The organism is Actinomadura luzonensis (assembly GCF_022664455.2).
In the GTDB taxonomy this organism is placed as follows: Bacteria; Actinomycetota; Actinomycetes; order Streptosporangiales; family Streptosporangiaceae; genus Nonomuraea; species Nonomuraea luzonensis.
On sequence record NZ_JAKRKC020000001.1, the window covers coordinates 6072895 to 6089038 of the forward strand.

Sequence of the window (16144 nt, forward strand, 5' to 3'; positions counted from 1 at the left end):
TAGCAATATGACTGCATAGCGTGCACCCGCGCGAGAGGGAGGGCGATGGCCGGGTTCCTGGGCCGCAGGCTGCTCGGCTACGCCGTGCTCGTCGTCGTGGCCACCAGCCTCGCCTACGTGCTGGCCGCCGTCGCCCTCGACCCGCGCTCCAACTACGCCGACCGCACCCCCAAGCCGCCCCCGGCGGTGGTCGACGCCCAGCTCACCGCGCTCAACCTCAACGACAGGACCCCCCTGCTGCAGCGCTACGCCACCTGGGCGTCGGGCGTGCTCGAGGGCGACTTCGGCAGGACGATCACCGGCTCGCCGGTCGGCGACGACCTCCGGCGCCGCATGGGCGTCACGTTCCGGCTGGTCATCCTGGGGCTGCTGTTCGGCAGCCTGATCGGGGTGCTGGCCGGGGCGCTCGCGGCGGTGCGGCAGTACGGCTGGTTCGACCGGCTCTCCACCGGCCTGTCCTTCCTGGTGCTCGCGGTGCCGGTGGTCGTGGTGGCCAACATGCTGATCCTGCTGGCGTCCTGGGCCAACGAGCGCGTCTTCGGCCACCAGGTGCTGCTGGTCAGCGGCGAGTACAGCGACGGGCTCGCGGCCGGGTTCTGGGGCCAGGTCCTCGACCGGCTGCAGCACCTCATCCTGCCGACCACCTCGTTGTCGGTCGGGCTCGCCGCCGTCTTCAGCCGCTACCAGCGCAACATGATGCTCGACGTGCTCGGCGCCGACTTCGTGCGCACCGCCGTGGCCAAGGGGCTGAGCCGGCGCAAGGCGCTGGTCCGGCACGCGCTGCGCACGGCGCTGATCCCGGTGGCCACCTATTTCGCGTTCACCTTCGGGGCGCTGCTGACCGGGGCCACGTTCACCGAGAAGATCTTCGGCTGGCACGGGCTGGGCGAGCAGCTCATCAACTCGATCTTCACCAACGACGTCAACACCGTCGCGGCGATCTCGCTGCTGGCGGGCGTGGCCGTGCTGTGCGCCTCGCTCGCCGCCGACCTGCTGCACGCGGCGCTCGACCCGAGGGTGCGGTCCTGATGACGCTGTCGCAGGAGGAGCAGGCCGAGGAGCTGTCCGACGGCGGCGTCGCCCGCGTCCCCTCGCGGCTGCGGGTGGTGGCCGGGCGCTTCTTCCGCTCCCGGCAGGGGCTCGCGGGCTTCGCGGTGCTGGCGGTGCTGTTCCTGCTGGCCTTCGCCGGGCCGCTGTCGTCCCCGTGGAGCTACACCGACAAGGACTTCACCGCCTTCCTCCAGCCGCCCTCGCCCGCCCACTGGTTCGGAACGCTCCAGACCGGCGCCGACGTCTACGCGCTGACGTTGCGCGGCATGCAGAAGTCGCTGGTCGTGGGCCTGCTGGCGGCGCTGGTCTCCACCGCGCTGGCGGCCGTGGCCGGCGCGTTCGCCGGCTACTTCATGGGCTGGACCGACCGGGCGCTGAGCTGGCTGACCGACCTGCTGCTGGTGCTGCCCGGCTTCCTCATCCTGGCGATCATGTCGCCGCTGTTCGGCGCCGGGCAGTGGCCGCTGTTCGTGGTCATGCTGGCGCTGTTCCTGTGGATGGTGACCTCGAAGGTGGTCAGGGGGATGACGATCTCGCTGAAGGAGCGCGAGTTCATCCAGGCGGCCCGCTACATGGGGGTGCCGCCGGTGCGGATCGTCTTCCGGCACGTGATCCCCAACCTGTCGTCGCTGCTCATCGTCGATGCCACGCTCAACGTCAGCGCGGCCATCCTCACCGAGACCTCGCTGTCGTACTTCGGGTTCGGCATCCAGCCGCCCGACGTGTCGTTCGGCACGCTGATCGCCGACGGGTCGAAGACGGCGACGTACGCGCCGTGGACGTTCTGGTTCGTGGCCGGGCTGCTGGTGGTCACGGTGCTGGCGGTCAACCTCGTGGGCGACGCGCTGCGCGACGCCTTCGACCCCTCGTCGGGGAGGGGCCGGTGAGCCTGGAGAGCGTCGTGAGCGCGGGCGGCGCCGGGGCCACGGTGAGCCCGGTGCTGGAGGTCGCCGGGCTCGGCGTGTCGTTCGGCGGGGTGCCGGTGGTGCGCGGGGTCGACTTCGCGGTGCGGCCCGGCGAGGTGCTGGCGATCGTCGGCGAGTCCGGGTCGGGCAAGTCCGTCACCTCGGCCGCCGTCATGGGGCTGCTGCCTCCGGGGGCGCGCGTCACCGGGTCGGTGCGGCTGCACGGCGAGGAGCTGATCGGCGCGCCCGAGCGGCGGCTCGACGCGCTGCGCGGCAAGGCGATCTCCATGGTGTTCCAGGACCCTCTCTCGGCGCTCACGCCGGTCTACCGGGTGGGCGACCAGATCGCCGAGGCGGTGCGCGCGCACCAGCGCGTCGGCAAGGAGGACGCCCTGGTCAAGGCCGTGGAGCTGCTGGAGCTGGTCGGCATCCCGCACCCGTCGGAGCGGGCGCTCGCCTTCCCGCACGAGTTCTCCGGCGGCATGCGGCAGCGCGTGGTGATCGCGATGGCCATGGCCAACCACCCCGACGTGATCATCTGTGACGAGCCGACCACCGCGCTCGACGTCACCGTCCAGGCGCAGGTGCTGGAGGTGCTGAAGACGGCGCAGCGCGAGACAGGCGCCGCGATCATCATGATCACCCACGACCTGGGGGTGGTGGCCGGCTTCGCCGACCGGGTCCTGGTCATGTACGCCGGCCGCCCGGTCGAGGTCGGCGACGTGGACGACGTCTACTACCGGCCGCGCATGCCGTACACGGCGGGGCTGCTCGGCTCGGTGCCGCGCATCGACCGCGACGGCGTGCGGCGGCTGGTGCCGATCGAGGGCAGCCCGCCCTCCCCCGCCGCGCTGCCGCCCGGCTGCCCGTTCGCGCCGCGCTGCCCGCTGCACGTGGCCGCCTGCGACGAGCGCGAGCCCCCGCTGGTCCGAGGTCGGCGCCGGGCACCGCGCGGCCTGCGTCCGCAGGGAGGAGGTGCGCCCGGTCGCCGCCGGCGGCGAGGCGCCGCAGCCGCCGCGCCCGCGCGCCCGCCCGGCGCGCACGGTGCTGGAGGTCAGCGGCCTGGTCAAGGACTACCCGCTGTTGCGGGGCGCGGTGTTCAAGCGCCGGGTGGGCACCGTGCACGCCGTGGCCGGGGTCGGCTTCGACGTCCGCGAGGGCGAGACGCTGGGCCTGGTCGGCGAGTCCGGCAGCGGCAAGACCACCACGCTGACCCAGATCCTGGAGCTGACCGCCCCGCAGGCCGGGCGCGTCGTCGTGCTCGGCCGCGACACCGCCCGGCTCGGCCGGGCCGAGCGCACCGCGATCCGGCGCGACATGCAGGTCGTCTTCCAGGACCCGCTCGCCTCGCTGGACCCGCGCATGACGGTCCACGACATCCTGGCCGAGCCGCTGCGCACGCACGGCGTGCCCGGTCCGGGGCGGCGGGTGGCCGAGCTGCTGTCGCTGGTCGGGCTCGACCCCGCGCACGCGGCCCGCTACCCGCAGGACTTCTCCGGCGGGCAGCGGCAGCGCATCGGCATCGCCCGGGCGCTGGCGCTGGAGCCCCGGCTGCTCGTGCTGGACGAGCCGGTCTCGGCGCTCGACGTGTCGATCCAGGCCGGCGTGATCAACCTCCTCGGCGCGCTCAAGGCCAGGCTCGGGCTGTCCTACCTGTTCGTGGCGCACGACCTGGCCGTCGTGCGGCACCTCGCCGACCGCGTGGCGGTGATGTACCTCGGCCGGATCGCCGAGATCGGCCAGGTCGACGCCGTCTACGACACGCCCGCGCACCCCTACACCCAGGCCCTGCTGTCAGCGATCCCGCTGCCCGACCCGGCGCGTGAGCGCGCCCGGCGGCGGATCCTGCTGGAGGGCGACCTGCCCAGCCCGGCCAACCCTCCGACGGGCTGCCGCTTCCGCACCAGGTGTCCCAAGTTCCGTACCGAGCTCACCGGCGAGGAGCGCGAGCTCTGCGTCGGCCTGGAGCCCGAGGTGCGGACGCTGGAGGAGGACCACGGCGCGGCCTGCCACTACGCCGAGAGGCGTGTCGTCGTATAGACCAGGAGGATCGCTCGATGAAAGCAGCACGTCTCGCTCTGGCCCTGGCCCTGGCCGCGCCGCTGGCCCTGGCGGGCTGCGGCGGCGCGCCGGGCGGCGGCGCGGGGGGTGCCGGCGGCGCCGGCGACGACCGTACGATCAAGGCCTTCGACATCAACCTGCAGCCGCGCGACCGGGTCAAGGACGGCGGGACGCTGCGGTGGGGCATCGGCGAGTTCCCCTCCCAGTGGAACCGCAACCACGTCGACGGCAACCTGGCGGTGGCGGCGGCGGTCAGCAACGCGCTGCTGCCCGCGCCGTTCGCCTCCGACGAGAAGGCCGAGATCGCGCCCGACCGCAACTACGTGCTCAAGGCCGAGGTCACCGCGCAGCGGCCGCGGCAGGTGGTGACGTACACGCTGAACCCGAAGGCGCACTGGTCCGACGGCAAGCCGATCACGTGGGCCGACTACCAGGCCCAGTGGCAGGCGCTCAACGGCAGGAACCCGGCTTACCGCATCGCCTCGGCCACCGGCTACCAGGACATCGAGAAGGTGGCGCGGGGCAAGGACGACCATCAGGTGGTGGTGACGTTCGCGCGGCCGTTCGGCGACTGGCAGGCGTTGTTCGGGCCGTTGCTGCCGGCCGCCACCAACTCCTCGCCCGAGGCGTTCAACACCGGCTGGCTGAACAAGATCCCGGTGACGGCCGGGCCGTTCAGGTTCGGCGGCTTCGACCAGACGGCCAAGACGATCACGCTGGTGCGCGACGAGTCGTGGTGGGGCGAGCGCGCCAAGCTGGACAGGATCGTCTTCCGGGCGTCGGAGCAGGACTCCCTGATCGGCGCGTTCAGCAACGGCGAGCTGGACATCATCGACGTGGGGCCGTCCGCGCCGGGCTACGCGCGGGCCAAGGCCACCTCGGGCGCGCAGGTGCGGCAGGCGGCCGGGCCGGACTTCCGGCACTTCACCTTCAACGGGTCGAGCGAGCTGCTGCGCGACCGCGGCGTGCGCCAGGCGCTCCAGCTCGGCATCAACCGGCAGGCGATCGCGCAGTCCGACCTGCAGGGGCTGGACTGGCCGATCGCGCTGCTGGACAACCACTTCTTCATGAACACCCAGGAGGGCTACCAGGACAACGCGGGCGATCTCGGGGCGTACAACCCGGGGCGGGCGCGGCAACTGCTGGACGCGGCCGGCTGGCGGCTGAACGGGGCGGTGCGGCAGAAGAACGGCAGGCCGCTGGAGCTGCGGTTCGTGGTGCCGTCGGGGGTGCAGATCAGCAAGCAGGAGGGGGAGCTGGCGCAGAGCATGCTGGCCCAGATCGGGGTCAAGCTGAACATCCAGGCGGTGCCCAGTGACGACTTCTTCACCAGCTACATCATCCCCGGCAACTTCGACATCGCGCCCTTCGCCTACATCGGCACCCCGTTCCCCGTCTCCAGCAGCTACGGCATCTACGCGAACGCGCCCGACGGGAAGTCGTGGAACGCCAACTTCGGGCGTACCGGGTCGGCGGCCGTCGACCAGGCGATGAGCCGGGCCGCGCAGAGCCTCGACCCGGCCGAGGGGCGCGCGGCGGCCAACGCCGCCGACCGGCTGCTGTGGCAGGAGGTCAACGTGCTGCCCCTGTACCAGCGGCCGCAGAACGTGGCGGTGAAGGAGTCGCTGGCGAACGTCGGGGCGCGCGGCTTCTACGACCTGCGCTACGAGAACATCGGCTTCATGCGCTGACCGCGCGGCCGTGCCCGTCCCCCGCCCGCTGCCGCGTCCTGGGATGTCGGTGGGAGCGTGTAGAAAGGGCGGGTGACGATCCGGGTGAGCTGGGGCCAGATCCTGGCCTGGCGGTTGCGCAGGCAGTTCGTGAGCGGGGCCGACGGGCCCGACGCGGTGAGCGTGGCGCGCCGCCTGTGCGGGGTGCAGGCGCAGGTGGCGTCGTCGGCGGAGCTGGCGGTGGCGGTCCGGCGGGCGCGGCCCGACCGCGACGAGATCACCCGGGCGCTGTGGTCGGAGCGCACGCTGGTCAAGACCTGGCTGATGCGGGGCGGCACGCTGCACCTGGTCCCGGCCGACGAGCTGGCCTCCTACTGCAGCGCGCTCGCCACCTTGCGGTTCTGGGAGAAGGGCTCGTGGCTGCGTTACCACGGGGTGACGGCCGGCGAGCTCGGCGAGATCATGGAGGCGGTCCCCGAGGCGCTGAAGGGCGACCCGCTCACCCGGGAGGAGCTGGTCGAGGCCGTGGTGGCACAGACCGGCAGGAGCCGTCTGCGCGAGCCGCTGACGTCCGGCTGGGGCGCGCTGCTCAAGCCGCTGAGCCGGCTCGGCGAGCTGTGCTACGGCCCGCCCCGCGAGGGCAGGGTCACCTTCACCACGCCGGCCGGCTGGGTTCCCGGCTGGCCGGACGGGCTGCCGCCGCAGGAGGAGGCGGGCGTGCGGGTGGCGCGGGCCTTCCTGGGGGCGCACGGCCCGGCGACGCCGGAGATGTTCGACGCCTGGCTGTTCGGCGGCACGGCGCGCAAGGCGGTGCTGAAGGGCTGGTTCCGCGAGCTGGCGCCCGAGCTGGCCGAGGTCGTGACCGACGACGGGCACCGGCTGCTCGCGCCGGCGGAGCACGTGGACGACCTGGCCGGCACCGCCCCGTCCGAGGCGGTCCACCTGTTGCCCGGTTTCGACCAGTACATCCTGGGCGCGCCGCGTACGCTCGCCCCGCTGATCCCGCCCGGGCTCAAGGCCAAGGTGAGCCGGCAGGCGGGCTGGATCTCCCCGGTCGTCGTGCACGAGGGCCGGGTCGCGGGCGTGTGGGAGCACCGGGACGGCGAGATCGTGCTCGACCTCGCCGCGCCGGTCCCGGCCGAGCCGCTGGCGGAGGCCGTGGCGCGGCTCCGCCCGCTGCTGCCCGAGTAGCCCGTGGGCGGCGTGGTGGCGGCCTCAGGTGGTGGTGCCGGCCATCACGCGGTCGACGATGCCGTCGTTGCCCTCCTGGCGGGCGCAGTGCGCGCAGCAGTACCAGTGCTCGCCCGACTGCACGCCGTGCCCGATGACCTTGGTGCCGCAGTGCTCGCAGATGGGCGCCATGGCCTCGATCGCGCACTGGAAGCAGTCGAAGGTGTGCACCGCCCCCTGCGCGTGCACCTCGAACGCCATGTCGTAGTCGTTGCCGCAGGTCTCGCAGACGGCCATGGTGATCCCCTTTGCAGTCGATCCGCCCGGGGGATACCCGGTTCCGGGGCGCGTTCTCCCCAAGGAACCACCATTTCCGCCCCTTGCCAATACGGTCAAGTCACAGTAAAGATCTTCGATGTCCTTATTTCCGCCTGACCGATGAAGGGATGACCGTGTTCACGCGAGCCGTCATCGCCACCGCCCTGGCCGCCGCCGGCCTGGCCGCGCTTCCCTCCTCCGCCTACGCCGCCACGGCCGCGTACACCCCGGAGCGCGTCTGCGGCCCCGGCTTCCACCGGGTCAAGGACGGCCACCGGGCGATGAAGACGCGCGACGGAGCCGTTTTCGGGCACGTCTATCTGATGTACAACAAGCGCAGCGGCAAGAACTGCGTCGCCGCGATCAAGACCGCGTTCCGCGGGGTCCGCTCGGTCACGGGCGCGTACCTGGAGGTGCGCGGCGGCGGCAAGTCGGAGGACGTGCAGAAGTACCGCTACTACGCCGAGACCGGCCACCTCGACGGGAGCTGGAAGTGCGTGCGGTACGCCGGCTGGACCCGCGACCCCGACAACCGCGTGGAGGCGTGGGGCGGCCGCCAGAGCTGGGGCAACTGCAAGGGCTGAGATTTCTCACCCGGGAGCTGTCACATCGTGGCGGCCCGCTCCGTCCACTACCCGTAAGCACCTGAAACGGCTACGGGAGACAGTCATGACCCAGCGGATCGACCTCACCCAGCACATCCCCGGCATCTACCACCATTTCCTGGCGGTGGAGAAGATCCTGCACGAGGGCGGCCTGCCCGTGACCACGGTCGAGCTGATGAAACTGCGGGCCAGCCAGATCAACGGCTGCGGCTTCTGCGTGGACATGCACAGCCGCGACCTGAAGAAGTCCGGCGAGAGCGACGAGCGCGTGTGGATGGTCGCGGCCTGGCGCGAGGCCACGGTGTTCACCCCGGCGGAGCGGGCCGCGCTCGCGCTCACGGAGGAGGCCACCCGGCTGGCCGACCGGGAGGCCGTGCCCGACGCGGTGTGGGAGCAGGCCCGCGAGCACTACGACGAGCCACAGCTCGCGCTGCTGATCGCGGCCATCGCGATGATCAACGCCTGGAACCGGATCGGGGTCACCGCCCGCCTCACGCCCGGCGGCTGAGCGCGGTAAGCCGGGGTGCCAGGCCGTAGAAATGCATTGAGCGGGCCCGGCGCCCCGGCTAGGTTGGCCCGCATGACGGCAAGCTTCCGTCAAGCCGCCGCCAAGCGGACCGGCGCAGTGTGAGGAAGGAGAGCGGCGCGCTTCCGAAGGGGGAGATCATGAAACGCGTCCGAGTCACCAAGGCGAGCGCCAAGCGGCGTCCGCGTCCGGCCCTGGAGCTGGACCTGCGGTCGCCCGGGGGCCGCACGCTGCCCTATTGACCTGCTCCTTACATCAGCCTTACGGGGGTATCGGTAGATAACATAAGTCACAGGAACATCACGGGGGGCTCACGATGAACAGGCTTGTGGTGGTGCCGCCACACATCGCCAGGCACAAGGTCCGCGACATCCGTTCGGCAGACCGCCGCAGGCCGCCCGCAGATCCCAAGGTCGTCGACCTGCGGGCCTACACCGGCAGGAACGTCATCCGCTTCCCCGGCGGCCCGGCGCCCGCCGCCTAGGAGGCGTACAGCTTCTTGAGGTATCCCTCGCCGTAGTACGTCTCCAGCTCCTCCAGGCTCTCCTCGACCTTCTGCACGTCCTTGGTGATGACGGCGTGCGAGGGCAGCTCGTCGCCCCAGGTCTCGGGCTTCCACAGCGACGAGCGCAGGAACGCCTTGGCGCAGTGGAAGAAGATCTGCTCGATCTCGACGACGACCGCCAAGCTTGGGCGGTGGCCCTTGACGACCAGCTCGTCGAAGAACGGGGCCTCGCGGACGAGCCGGGCGCGGCCGTTGACGCGCAGCGTCTCGTTGCGGCCGGGGATCAGGAAGATGAGCCCGACGTGCGGGTTGCGCAGGATGTTGTGGAAGCCGTCGGCGCGGCGGTTGCCGGGACGCTCGGGGATGGCGATCGTGGTGTCGTCGAGGACGTGCACGAACCCGGCCGGGTCACCCTTGGGCGAGACGTCGCAGTTGCCGTGCTCGTCCGAGGTGGCGATGAGGCAGAACGGCGAGGCCGCCAGCCACTGCCGGTCACGCTCGTGCAGGCGCACCCGCTCCTTGGTCGCCGCCCTCGGCATGACCTCGCCGAGCAACTCCCGCAACTCGGCCTCGGACGCGATCTCGGCCCAGCTCATGTGATCTCCCTTCGGGGGTTTCCCCCATCTTGTCAGGGATCGGGACCAGCATCCGGTGGGGCGTCCGCAGGGCGAGACTGACCAGGTCGTCCCGCGTGTCGTCACGCAGGCCCGGCCCGGGGCGCACCTCGACCTCCTCCAGGGACACGAGCCGGCCGCAGGCGCCGCAGACCGAGGTGGGCTCCAGCCGCGCGCCGCAGGTCGCGTGGTGGAAGAGCCGGCGGGGGCCGCGCTCGGACAGGTGGCGCTCGCCCCACTGGGCGAGGGCCAGCATCGGCACCCACAGCTCGCGGCCCATGGGGGTCAGGACGTACTCGTCGCGGGGCGGGGCGTCCTGGTAGCGGCGGCGTTCGAGCACGCCGGCCGCGACGAGGGAGGCCAGCCGCTGCGACAGCACCGCCTTGGGGATGTCGAGGTGGGCCTGGAAGTCGGCGAAGCGGCGCACGCCGTACATGGCGTCGCGGACGACGAGCAGCGTCCAGCGCTCGCCGAGCACCTCCAGCGTCCTTGCGAAGGAGCAGTCCTGGCCGTCGTAGTTCTTGCCGAGCGCCATGCCCCCATGTTAGTTCATTCACCGAACCGTGATAGCGTCCGGCGCATGAGTTCAGTGATTGAACCGACAAGAGTGACGCAGGGCGCGACCCTGGCCGTGACCTCGGCGGCCCCGCTGCTGGTGCTGGCCAACTTCACCGCGCCGATGGTGACGCTGCCGCAGATGGCGCGGTCGCTGGGCGCCGGGCCGACCGGTCCGGTGTGGATGCTGGGCGCGATCGCGCTCGGGCTGTCGTCGCTGCTGCTGGTCTCCGGCGGGCTGGCCGACGACCACGGACGCAGGCGGGTGCTGGTCGCCGGCTCGGTGGTGCTGGCCGTGGCGAGCGTGCTGGGCGCGGCGGCCCCGTCGGTGCCGGTGTTCGTGGCGGCGCGGCTCGTCCAGGGCGGGGCGAGCGCGGCGATGCTGGCGGCCAGCCTCGGGATCCTCGGTCACGCCTTCCCGTCCGGGCCGGAGCGGGTGCGGGCCACCGGCCGCTACGGGGCCATGCTCGGCCTCGGCACGCTGCTCGGGCCGCTGGTGTCCGGCGCGCTGGCCGCGCTCACCGGCTGGCGGGCGGTGTACGCGCTGGTGGGGGTGGCCGCGGCGGCTCTCGCGGCGATCGCGGCCCGGACGCTGGAGGAGTCGCGCTCGCCGGCGCCGCGCCGCTTCGACGTCCCCGGCGTGGTGCTGCTCAGCCTGGGCGTGGCGGCGCTGGTCGCCGGGGTCACCGAGGGCCGGGCGGGCTGGTCGCGGCCCGTGGTGCCGGCCGCGTTCGTGCTGGCGGCGGTGCTGCTGGCGGCGTTCGTCGCGGTGGAGCGGCGGCGGGCGGAGCCGCTGCTGGACCTGACGCTGTTCAGGCGGCCCGCGTTCCTGCTGGCCACGGGGTCGGCGCTGGTCGTGGGCGGGGCGATCGTGGGGCTGCTCAACTACCTGCCGACCGTGCTGCAGGTCGCGCACGGGCTGACGCCGCTCGCGACGGCGCTGCTGTTCGCCGTCTGGTCGGGGCCGTCGTTCGCGGGCGCGCTGCTGACCCGGCACGTCCGGCTGGGCTCGGCCGCGCGGCTGGCGGCCGGGCTCGGGCTGACCGCCGCCGGCTTCGCGGCGCTGCTCGGCGTGGGCGCGACGCTGTCGCTCCCGCTGGTCGTGGCCGGGCTGGTGGTGAGCGGGGTGGGCTCCGGCCTGATCAACTCGGCGATCACGCACCTGGCCGTGGAGAGCGTGCCCGCGCATCGGGTGAGCATGGGGTCGGGGGCCAACAACACCGCCCGCTACGTCGGCTCGTCCCTGGGCGCGGCCGGCGTGGCGGCGGTCGTCGGCGCCCTCGGCCGGCGCGCGGCGCGGCGGTGGCCGTGGGGCCTGCGTCCTGCTCACCGCGGCCACGGCCGCGGCGGCCTGGGCCTTCCGCCGCTGACCGCGGCGCGCCTGGGCCATCCGTCGCTGATCCGCGTCACCAGCGGCGGGCCTGGGCCATCGCGCCCAGGTACGCGTCCCGCTCCACCGCGAACCTGACCGGGTCCAGCTCCTGCCGCTCGGCCCGCAGGTGGAGCATGGTCAGCTCGGTCGCGGCCTGCTGGTAGTCGCCCATGGCCCGGCCGAGCCCCGCGCGCCGCGCCCACTTGCGGGCCGCCTTGCGGGCCGGGAGCGTGGTCAGCATGCGCACGTCGGCGTCGGAGATCAGCCCGGTGTGCTGGTAGGCGGGCAGGTAGTGGGCCATCTTGCCGACCAGCAGGCGGCGCTCGTTGACGGTGACGGCGACCAGCGCGACGAGCGTCGTCATGATCACCAGGTAGGCGCCGCCCAGCCAGTACAACGAGCCGGTGCTGGCGGCGCCGTTCCAGAGCGCGTGCAGGACGACGGCGCCGAGGTAGCCCAGCGGGATCATGGCGTAGCGGTGGGCGGTGCGGCGGGTGATCGCGTAGGCGACGCCGAGGCCGATCAGCGAGGTGTAGATCGGGTGGCCGAGCGGGTCGATCAGCCCCCGCACCACGAAGAGCTGGATCGCCGCGCCGGGGCCCTGCTGGCCGAACGCGATCAGGTAGTAGCCGACGTTCTCGACGGCGGCGAAGCCGAGGCCGGCGAGCGAGGCGTACACGATGCCGTCGGTCAGGCCGTCGATCTCCTGGCGGCGGCGCAGGAGCAGCAGCAGCGCCGCCCCCTTCAGCGCCTCCTCGATCACCGGGGCGAGGAACACGGTGCCGACGTTCTCGGCGACGGCGGCGCCGTAGCCGGTCTTCACCCATTGCTGGCCGACGAACGTCAGCGCGATGCCGAGGACGATCGCCACCCCCGCGCCCCACGCGAACGCGAAGGCGAGGTGCAGCTTCGGCTCGGGCTCCAGCCGGTCGAGGGAGAGCACCGCGGCCAGCAGCACCGGCAGCGGCGCAAGCGCCAGCAGCACGGACAGCCCGAACCCGGCGGGGCCGCCCACGACCAGCATGACCGTGAGGGTGACCAGCGCGAGGAGCCCCGAGACGACCAGCCCGATCAACAGTGCCACGCTGGGGCGCTGGGCGAGCGACGGTGCGGTCATGGTGGTGCCTCTCTTCCCGTTGGTCCGCCCACTATGCGCCCCGCGCATCGGCAGACGCTCAGCGGTTATGTGATTCCCGGTAGTACGGGTCCGCCATCACGCCCTCACCGTCGGTGTACGTATACACCTCACGTCCGGAGATGAACACCCGCAGCGCGCGGCTCATCACGTCCAGCGGGTCGCCGGACCAGATCACCACGTCGCCGTCCAGGCCGGGCCGCAGCGCGCCGACCCGGTCGTCCAGGCCCATGATGCGGGCCGGGTTGACGGTGATCGAGCGCAGCGCCTCGGCCGCGTCGAGCCCTTCCTTGACCGCCAGGGTGGCCTGGTGCACCAGGAAGTGGATCGGCACCACCGGGTGGTCGGTGGTGATCGCCAGCTCGACGCCCGCCCGGGCCAGGATGCCGGGGTTGCGCAGCGAGCGCTGCCGCAGCTCCACCTTGGAGCGGCTGGTGAAGAGCGGGCCGATGATCACCGGCACGTTCCGTTCGGCCAGGACGTCGGCGAGCAGGTGCCCCTCGGTGCCGTGGTTGATGATCAGCCGGTAGCCGAACTCGCCTGCCAGGCGCAGCGCGGTGGCGATGTCGTCGGCCCGGTGGGTGTGCTGGCACCAGGGCAGCTCGCCGTCGAGCACGCGGACCAGCACCTCCATCGTGCCGTCGCGGTCGAACGGCTTGTCCTCGCGGGCCGCCGCCTCCTTCCTGGCCCGGTAGTCCTGGGCCTTCATGAACGCGTCGCGGATCACCGCGGCGACGCCCTGGCGGGTGGAGGGCAGCTTCTTCTGGTCGCCGTAGACGCGCTTGGGGTTCTCGCCGAGCGCGCTCTTGACGCTGGCCGGCTCCTTGAGCAGCATCTCGTCCACGGACCGGCCCCAGCACTTGACGGCGACCGTCTGGCCGCCGATCGGGTTGCCGGAGCCGGGCTTGATCACGGCGGTGGTGACGCCGCCGGACAGCGCGTCGGCGAAGGCCATGTCGGCGGGGTTGATGGCGTCGAGCGCGCGCAGGCGGGCGCCGTTGGGATCGGTCATCTCGTTGGTGTCGCTGCCGGCCCAGCCCTCGGCCTCCTCGTGCACGCCGAGGTGGCCGTGCGCCTCGACGAAGCCGGGCAGGACCCAGGAGCCCGCGGCGTCCACGATCGTGCAGCCCTCGGGGATCCGGACGTCCGCGCCGACCTCGGCGATCTTCCCGTTCGTGATGAGCACGGTGCCGCCGTCGATGGGGTCGCCGTCTACCGGTACGACATATCCGCTGGTAATAGCAAGATTCACGATTCGTAACCTACCGGCCAAGGGGTAGTGGACTTCTATGATCGCCGAACTGTACGAACGCTGGCTGCTGGAGATGTGGAACGGCGACTTCGCGCTCGCCCACGAGCTGGTCACCCCCGCCTTCGTCGGGCACTGGCCCGGCATGGACGTGCACGGCCCCGACGGGCTCGCCGAGGCGCTGCGGCAGGGGCACGCGCCTTTCAAGGACGTCAAGGTCACCCTGGACGTGGGGCCGCTGGTGGACGGCGACCGGGTCGCGGCCCGGTGGACGTTCGCCGGGACGTACCGGGGCGGCCTCCCCGGCGCGACCGCGGAGCCGGGCACCAGGATCGCCTTCAGCGGGCACGACCTGCTGCGGGCCGAGAACGGGCGGTTCGCCGAATACTGGGTGATCTCCGACGTCCAGACCTTGAACCGCCGGCTAGGGATAGGGTGATACCTCCGCAATCCGGACGGGGGGATGGCAGGTGCCGGAACAGTACCGGACGGGCGCTCACCCGCTCACCGAGCCGACCGGGCCGCAGGGGGCAGGCGGGCCGCCCGGGGCCGGCGAGGCGCCGCTCCCGCCGTCCGGCCCGCACGGGGCCGGGGCCGGTGAGGAGCCGCGGCCGCTGACCGACGCCGAGCTCTCCGCCCTGCTCGACCGGCAACGCTTCGGCGCGCTCGCCACGCAGCAGGACGGCGGCCGCCCCCACGTCTCCACCGTCCGGTACCACTGGGACCCCGAGCGGCGCGTGGTGCGGATCTCCACCGTCGCCGACCGGCTCAAGGTGCGCCAGTTGCACGCGGACCCGCGCTGCGCGCTGTACGTCACCAGCGACGACTTCGGCGCGTACGGGGTCGCCGAGGGCGCGGCCGAGCTGTCGCCGGTCACCGCCGAGCCCGGCGACGAGGTCGGCCTGGAGCTGCTCGCCATGCAGGCGGGCCTCGCCGACCCGGCCGGAGAGGCGGCGTTCCTGCGCCGGATGGTCGCCGACCGGCGGCTGGTGATCAGGATCAGGGCGTCACGGCTGTACGGGACGGCGCTGCCCGCGCCCTTCGGGTAGCCCGCCGCCGGTTGTAGGCCACCGTCGCGAGCACCACCAGGATCAGCCCCAGGTCGATGACGGCCGACCAGCGCATGGCCGCGGCGTGGCCGCGGTCCGCGGCGACCGCGAAGAACACCGCCCCGATCACCGCCACCCCGCCCGCCCCCGCGAACTGCTGCGCGGTGATCAGCATCCCGGAGCCGATGCCCGCCTGGTGCGGGGCCACCTCCACCAGCGCGGCCCCGATGAGCTGCGGCAGCACCAGGCCGTTGCCCGCGCCGACCAGCGTCATGGCGGCGATCACGTACGGGGTGCCGGCCCCGGCCGCGACCGCCAGCAGGCCGAGCCCGAGCGCCGTGACCGTGCCCCCGGCCAGGAGCACGGCCAGGCCGTACCTGGTCACCAGCCGGGTGCCCAGCAGCGAGGTGGCGGTGAACATGACCCCCATCGGCGCGAACGCCAGCCCCGCCCGGAACGCGTCCAGCCCCGCGCCGCCCTGCAACAGCAGCGTCAGCGTGAACATGAACGCGGCGAAATAGGCCATGAACGCCACGATCGCCCCCACGCCCGCCAGGTAGGAATGGACCTTGAGCAGGTTCAGGTCCAGCACCGGCTGGCCGCCGCGCGCGCCGAGCGCCCGCTGCCTGCGCCAGGTCAGGGCCAGCACCGGGACACTCCCGGCCATGCATGCCCACGTCCAGGCGGGCCAGCCGAGACCGTTGCCGAGCCCGAGCGGCACCAGCACCAGGCCCAGCCCGGCGGCCAGGCCCGCCGCGCCCGGCAGGTCCAGCCGGGCCCGCCTGCCGGTCTCGACCTCGGGCAGGAGCCAGGCGGCCAGCAGCACGACGGCCAGGCCGACGGGCAGGTTGACGAGGAAGGCGCCCCGCCAGCCCAGGCCGAACACGTCGGCGGTCAGCAGCAGGCCGCCCAGCACCTGGCCGGCGATGGAGCCGAGGCCGCCGGCGGCGCCGTACCAGCCGAGGGCCCTGGCCCGCGGACCCGGCGGGTACACGGCCGAGATCGTGGCCAGCACCTGCGGCACCATGGCGGCGCCCGCCAGGCCCTGGAGCAGCCGGGCGGCGACGAGCTGCGCCGCGTCCGCGGCGACGCCGCACAACACCGAGGCCGCCGTGAACGCGGCCACCCCCCAGATGAACACCCGCCGGTAGCCGTAGCGGTCGCCCAGCCGGCCGCCGGTGATCATCCCGGCCGCGTAGGTGAAGGCGTAGCCGCCGACGATCAGCTCCAGCGCGGCGGGCCCGGCGTGCAGGTCGCGCTCGACGGACGGCGCCGCGACGTTGACCACGAAGAAGTCGAACTGGGCCATGAACCAGGCGGACAGGAGAACGGCCAGCACAGCGGCATGCTTCACGCCGAT

The 16144-nt window shown here is 72.9% G+C and carries 16 protein-coding genes and 1 pseudogene; 11 read left to right on the plus strand and 6 right to left on the minus strand.

Annotated features, from left to right (window positions below):
- The first annotated feature begins 45 nt into the window (after window positions 1-45).
- The 5 genes and pseudogenes from MF672_RS28755 (at window position 46) to MF672_RS28775 (ending at window position 6877) form a co-directional block, all read left to right on the plus strand.
- On the plus strand, window positions 46-1029 hold the full coding sequence (locus tag MF672_RS28755) for an ABC transporter permease (RefSeq protein ID WP_242383797.1): 984 nt from the start codon (window positions 46-48) through the stop codon (window positions 1027-1029).
- Entirely contained in the window at window positions 1029-1937 is a 909-nt protein-coding gene (locus MF672_RS28760; RefSeq protein WP_242383796.1) for an ABC transporter permease, read from the plus strand. The genes MF672_RS28755 and MF672_RS28760 overlap by 1 nt, the downstream gene beginning before the upstream one ends.
- A pseudogene (locus MF672_RS28765) lies at window positions 1934-3995 on the plus strand (dipeptide ABC transporter ATP-binding protein). Before MF672_RS28760 ends, MF672_RS28765 begins: the two are co-directional and overlap by 4 nt.
- 17 nt (window positions 3996-4012) lie before the next feature.
- Window positions 4013-5707: an ABC transporter family substrate-binding protein gene (locus tag MF672_RS28770; RefSeq protein WP_242374360.1), complete on the plus strand. Its 1695-nt coding sequence runs from the start codon at window positions 4013-4015 to the stop codon at window positions 5705-5707.
- A gap of 72 nt (window positions 5708-5779) precedes the next feature.
- The gene (locus MF672_RS28775) at window positions 5780-6877 is read left to right on the plus strand and encodes a winged helix DNA-binding domain-containing protein (protein WP_242374361.1); all 1098 of its coding nucleotides are present in this window, start codon (window positions 5780-5782) and stop codon (window positions 6875-6877) included.
- A 24-nt stretch (window positions 6878-6901) separates the two neighbouring features.
- Here MF672_RS28775 and MF672_RS28780 read toward each other — a convergent pair whose 3' ends face one another.
- Entirely contained in the window at window positions 6902-7153 is a 252-nt protein-coding gene (locus MF672_RS28780) for a metallothionein (RefSeq protein ID WP_242374362.1), read from the minus strand.
- A gap of 149 nt (window positions 7154-7302) precedes the next feature.
- Here MF672_RS28780 and MF672_RS28785 point away from each other — a divergent pair, with 149 nt between their 5' ends.
- The 3 genes from MF672_RS28785 (at window position 7303) to MF672_RS28795 (ending at window position 8789) form a co-directional block, all read left to right on the plus strand.
- The gene (locus MF672_RS28785) at window positions 7303-7758 is read left to right on the plus strand and encodes a hypothetical protein (RefSeq protein ID WP_242374363.1); all 456 of its coding nucleotides are present in this window, start codon (window positions 7303-7305) and stop codon (window positions 7756-7758) included.
- An 85-nt stretch (window positions 7759-7843) separates the two neighbouring features.
- On the plus strand, window positions 7844-8287 hold the full coding sequence (locus MF672_RS28790) for a carboxymuconolactone decarboxylase family protein (protein ID WP_242374364.1): 444 nt from the start codon (window positions 7844-7846) through the stop codon (window positions 8285-8287).
- A 334-nt stretch (window positions 8288-8621) separates the two neighbouring features.
- Window positions 8622-8789 carry a hypothetical protein gene (locus tag MF672_RS28795; RefSeq protein ID WP_242374365.1) on the plus strand — a complete coding sequence of 56 codons (168 nt, stop codon included), beginning with the start codon at window positions 8622-8624 and terminating at the stop codon, window positions 8787-8789.
- Here the strand turns inward: MF672_RS28795 and MF672_RS28800 are convergent.
- The gene (locus tag MF672_RS28800; RefSeq protein WP_242374366.1) at window positions 8786-9406 is read right to left on the minus strand and encodes a pyridoxamine 5'-phosphate oxidase family protein; all 621 of its coding nucleotides are present in this window, start codon (window positions 9404-9406) and stop codon (window positions 8786-8788) included. The two genes, MF672_RS28795 and MF672_RS28800, sit on opposite strands and share 4 nt — an antisense overlap.
- Entirely contained in the window at window positions 9303-9959 is a 657-nt protein-coding gene (locus tag MF672_RS28805; protein WP_242374367.1) for a winged helix-turn-helix transcriptional regulator, read from the minus strand. The genes MF672_RS28800 and MF672_RS28805 overlap by 104 nt, the downstream gene beginning before the upstream one ends.
- A 45-nt stretch (window positions 9960-10004) precedes the next feature.
- Between MF672_RS28805 and MF672_RS28810 the strand changes: the two genes are divergently transcribed.
- Entirely contained in the window at window positions 10005-11447 is a 1443-nt protein-coding gene (locus MF672_RS28810; protein ID WP_247815472.1) for an MFS transporter, read from the plus strand.
- Here MF672_RS28810 and MF672_RS28815 read toward each other — a convergent pair.
- Window positions 11386-12468 (minus strand): PrsW family intramembrane metalloprotease, encoded by a 1083-nt coding sequence (locus MF672_RS28815; RefSeq protein ID WP_242374369.1) that lies wholly within the window; start codon window positions 12466-12468, stop codon window positions 11386-11388. The genes MF672_RS28810 and MF672_RS28815 overlap by 62 nt on opposite strands.
- Window positions 12469-12526: 58 nt before the next feature.
- A complete protein-coding gene (locus MF672_RS28820; protein WP_242374370.1) occupies window positions 12527-13738 on the minus strand; it encodes an amidohydrolase in 1212 nt (403 codons plus the stop codon).
- A gap of 37 nt (window positions 13739-13775) precedes the next feature.
- Here MF672_RS28820 and MF672_RS28825 point away from each other — a divergent pair, with 37 nt between their 5' ends.
- Both MF672_RS28825 and MF672_RS28830 read left to right on the plus strand, forming a co-directional pair.
- A complete protein-coding gene (locus MF672_RS28825) occupies window positions 13776-14174 on the plus strand; it encodes an ester cyclase (protein ID WP_242374371.1) in 399 nt (132 codons plus the stop codon).
- Between the two features lie 31 nt (window positions 14175-14205).
- Window positions 14206-14784 carry a TIGR03618 family F420-dependent PPOX class oxidoreductase gene (locus tag MF672_RS28830; RefSeq protein ID WP_242374372.1) on the plus strand — a complete coding sequence of 193 codons (579 nt, stop codon included), beginning with the start codon at window positions 14206-14208 and terminating at the stop codon, window positions 14782-14784.
- On the opposite strand, the gene MF672_RS28835 is transcribed toward MF672_RS28830, so the two are convergent.
- Window positions 14735-16138: an MFS transporter gene (locus MF672_RS28835; RefSeq protein ID WP_242374373.1), complete on the minus strand. Its 1404-nt coding sequence runs from the start codon at window positions 16136-16138 to the stop codon at window positions 14735-14737. The two genes, MF672_RS28830 and MF672_RS28835, sit on opposite strands and share 50 nt — an antisense overlap.
- Window positions 16139-16144 lie beyond the last annotated feature (6 nt).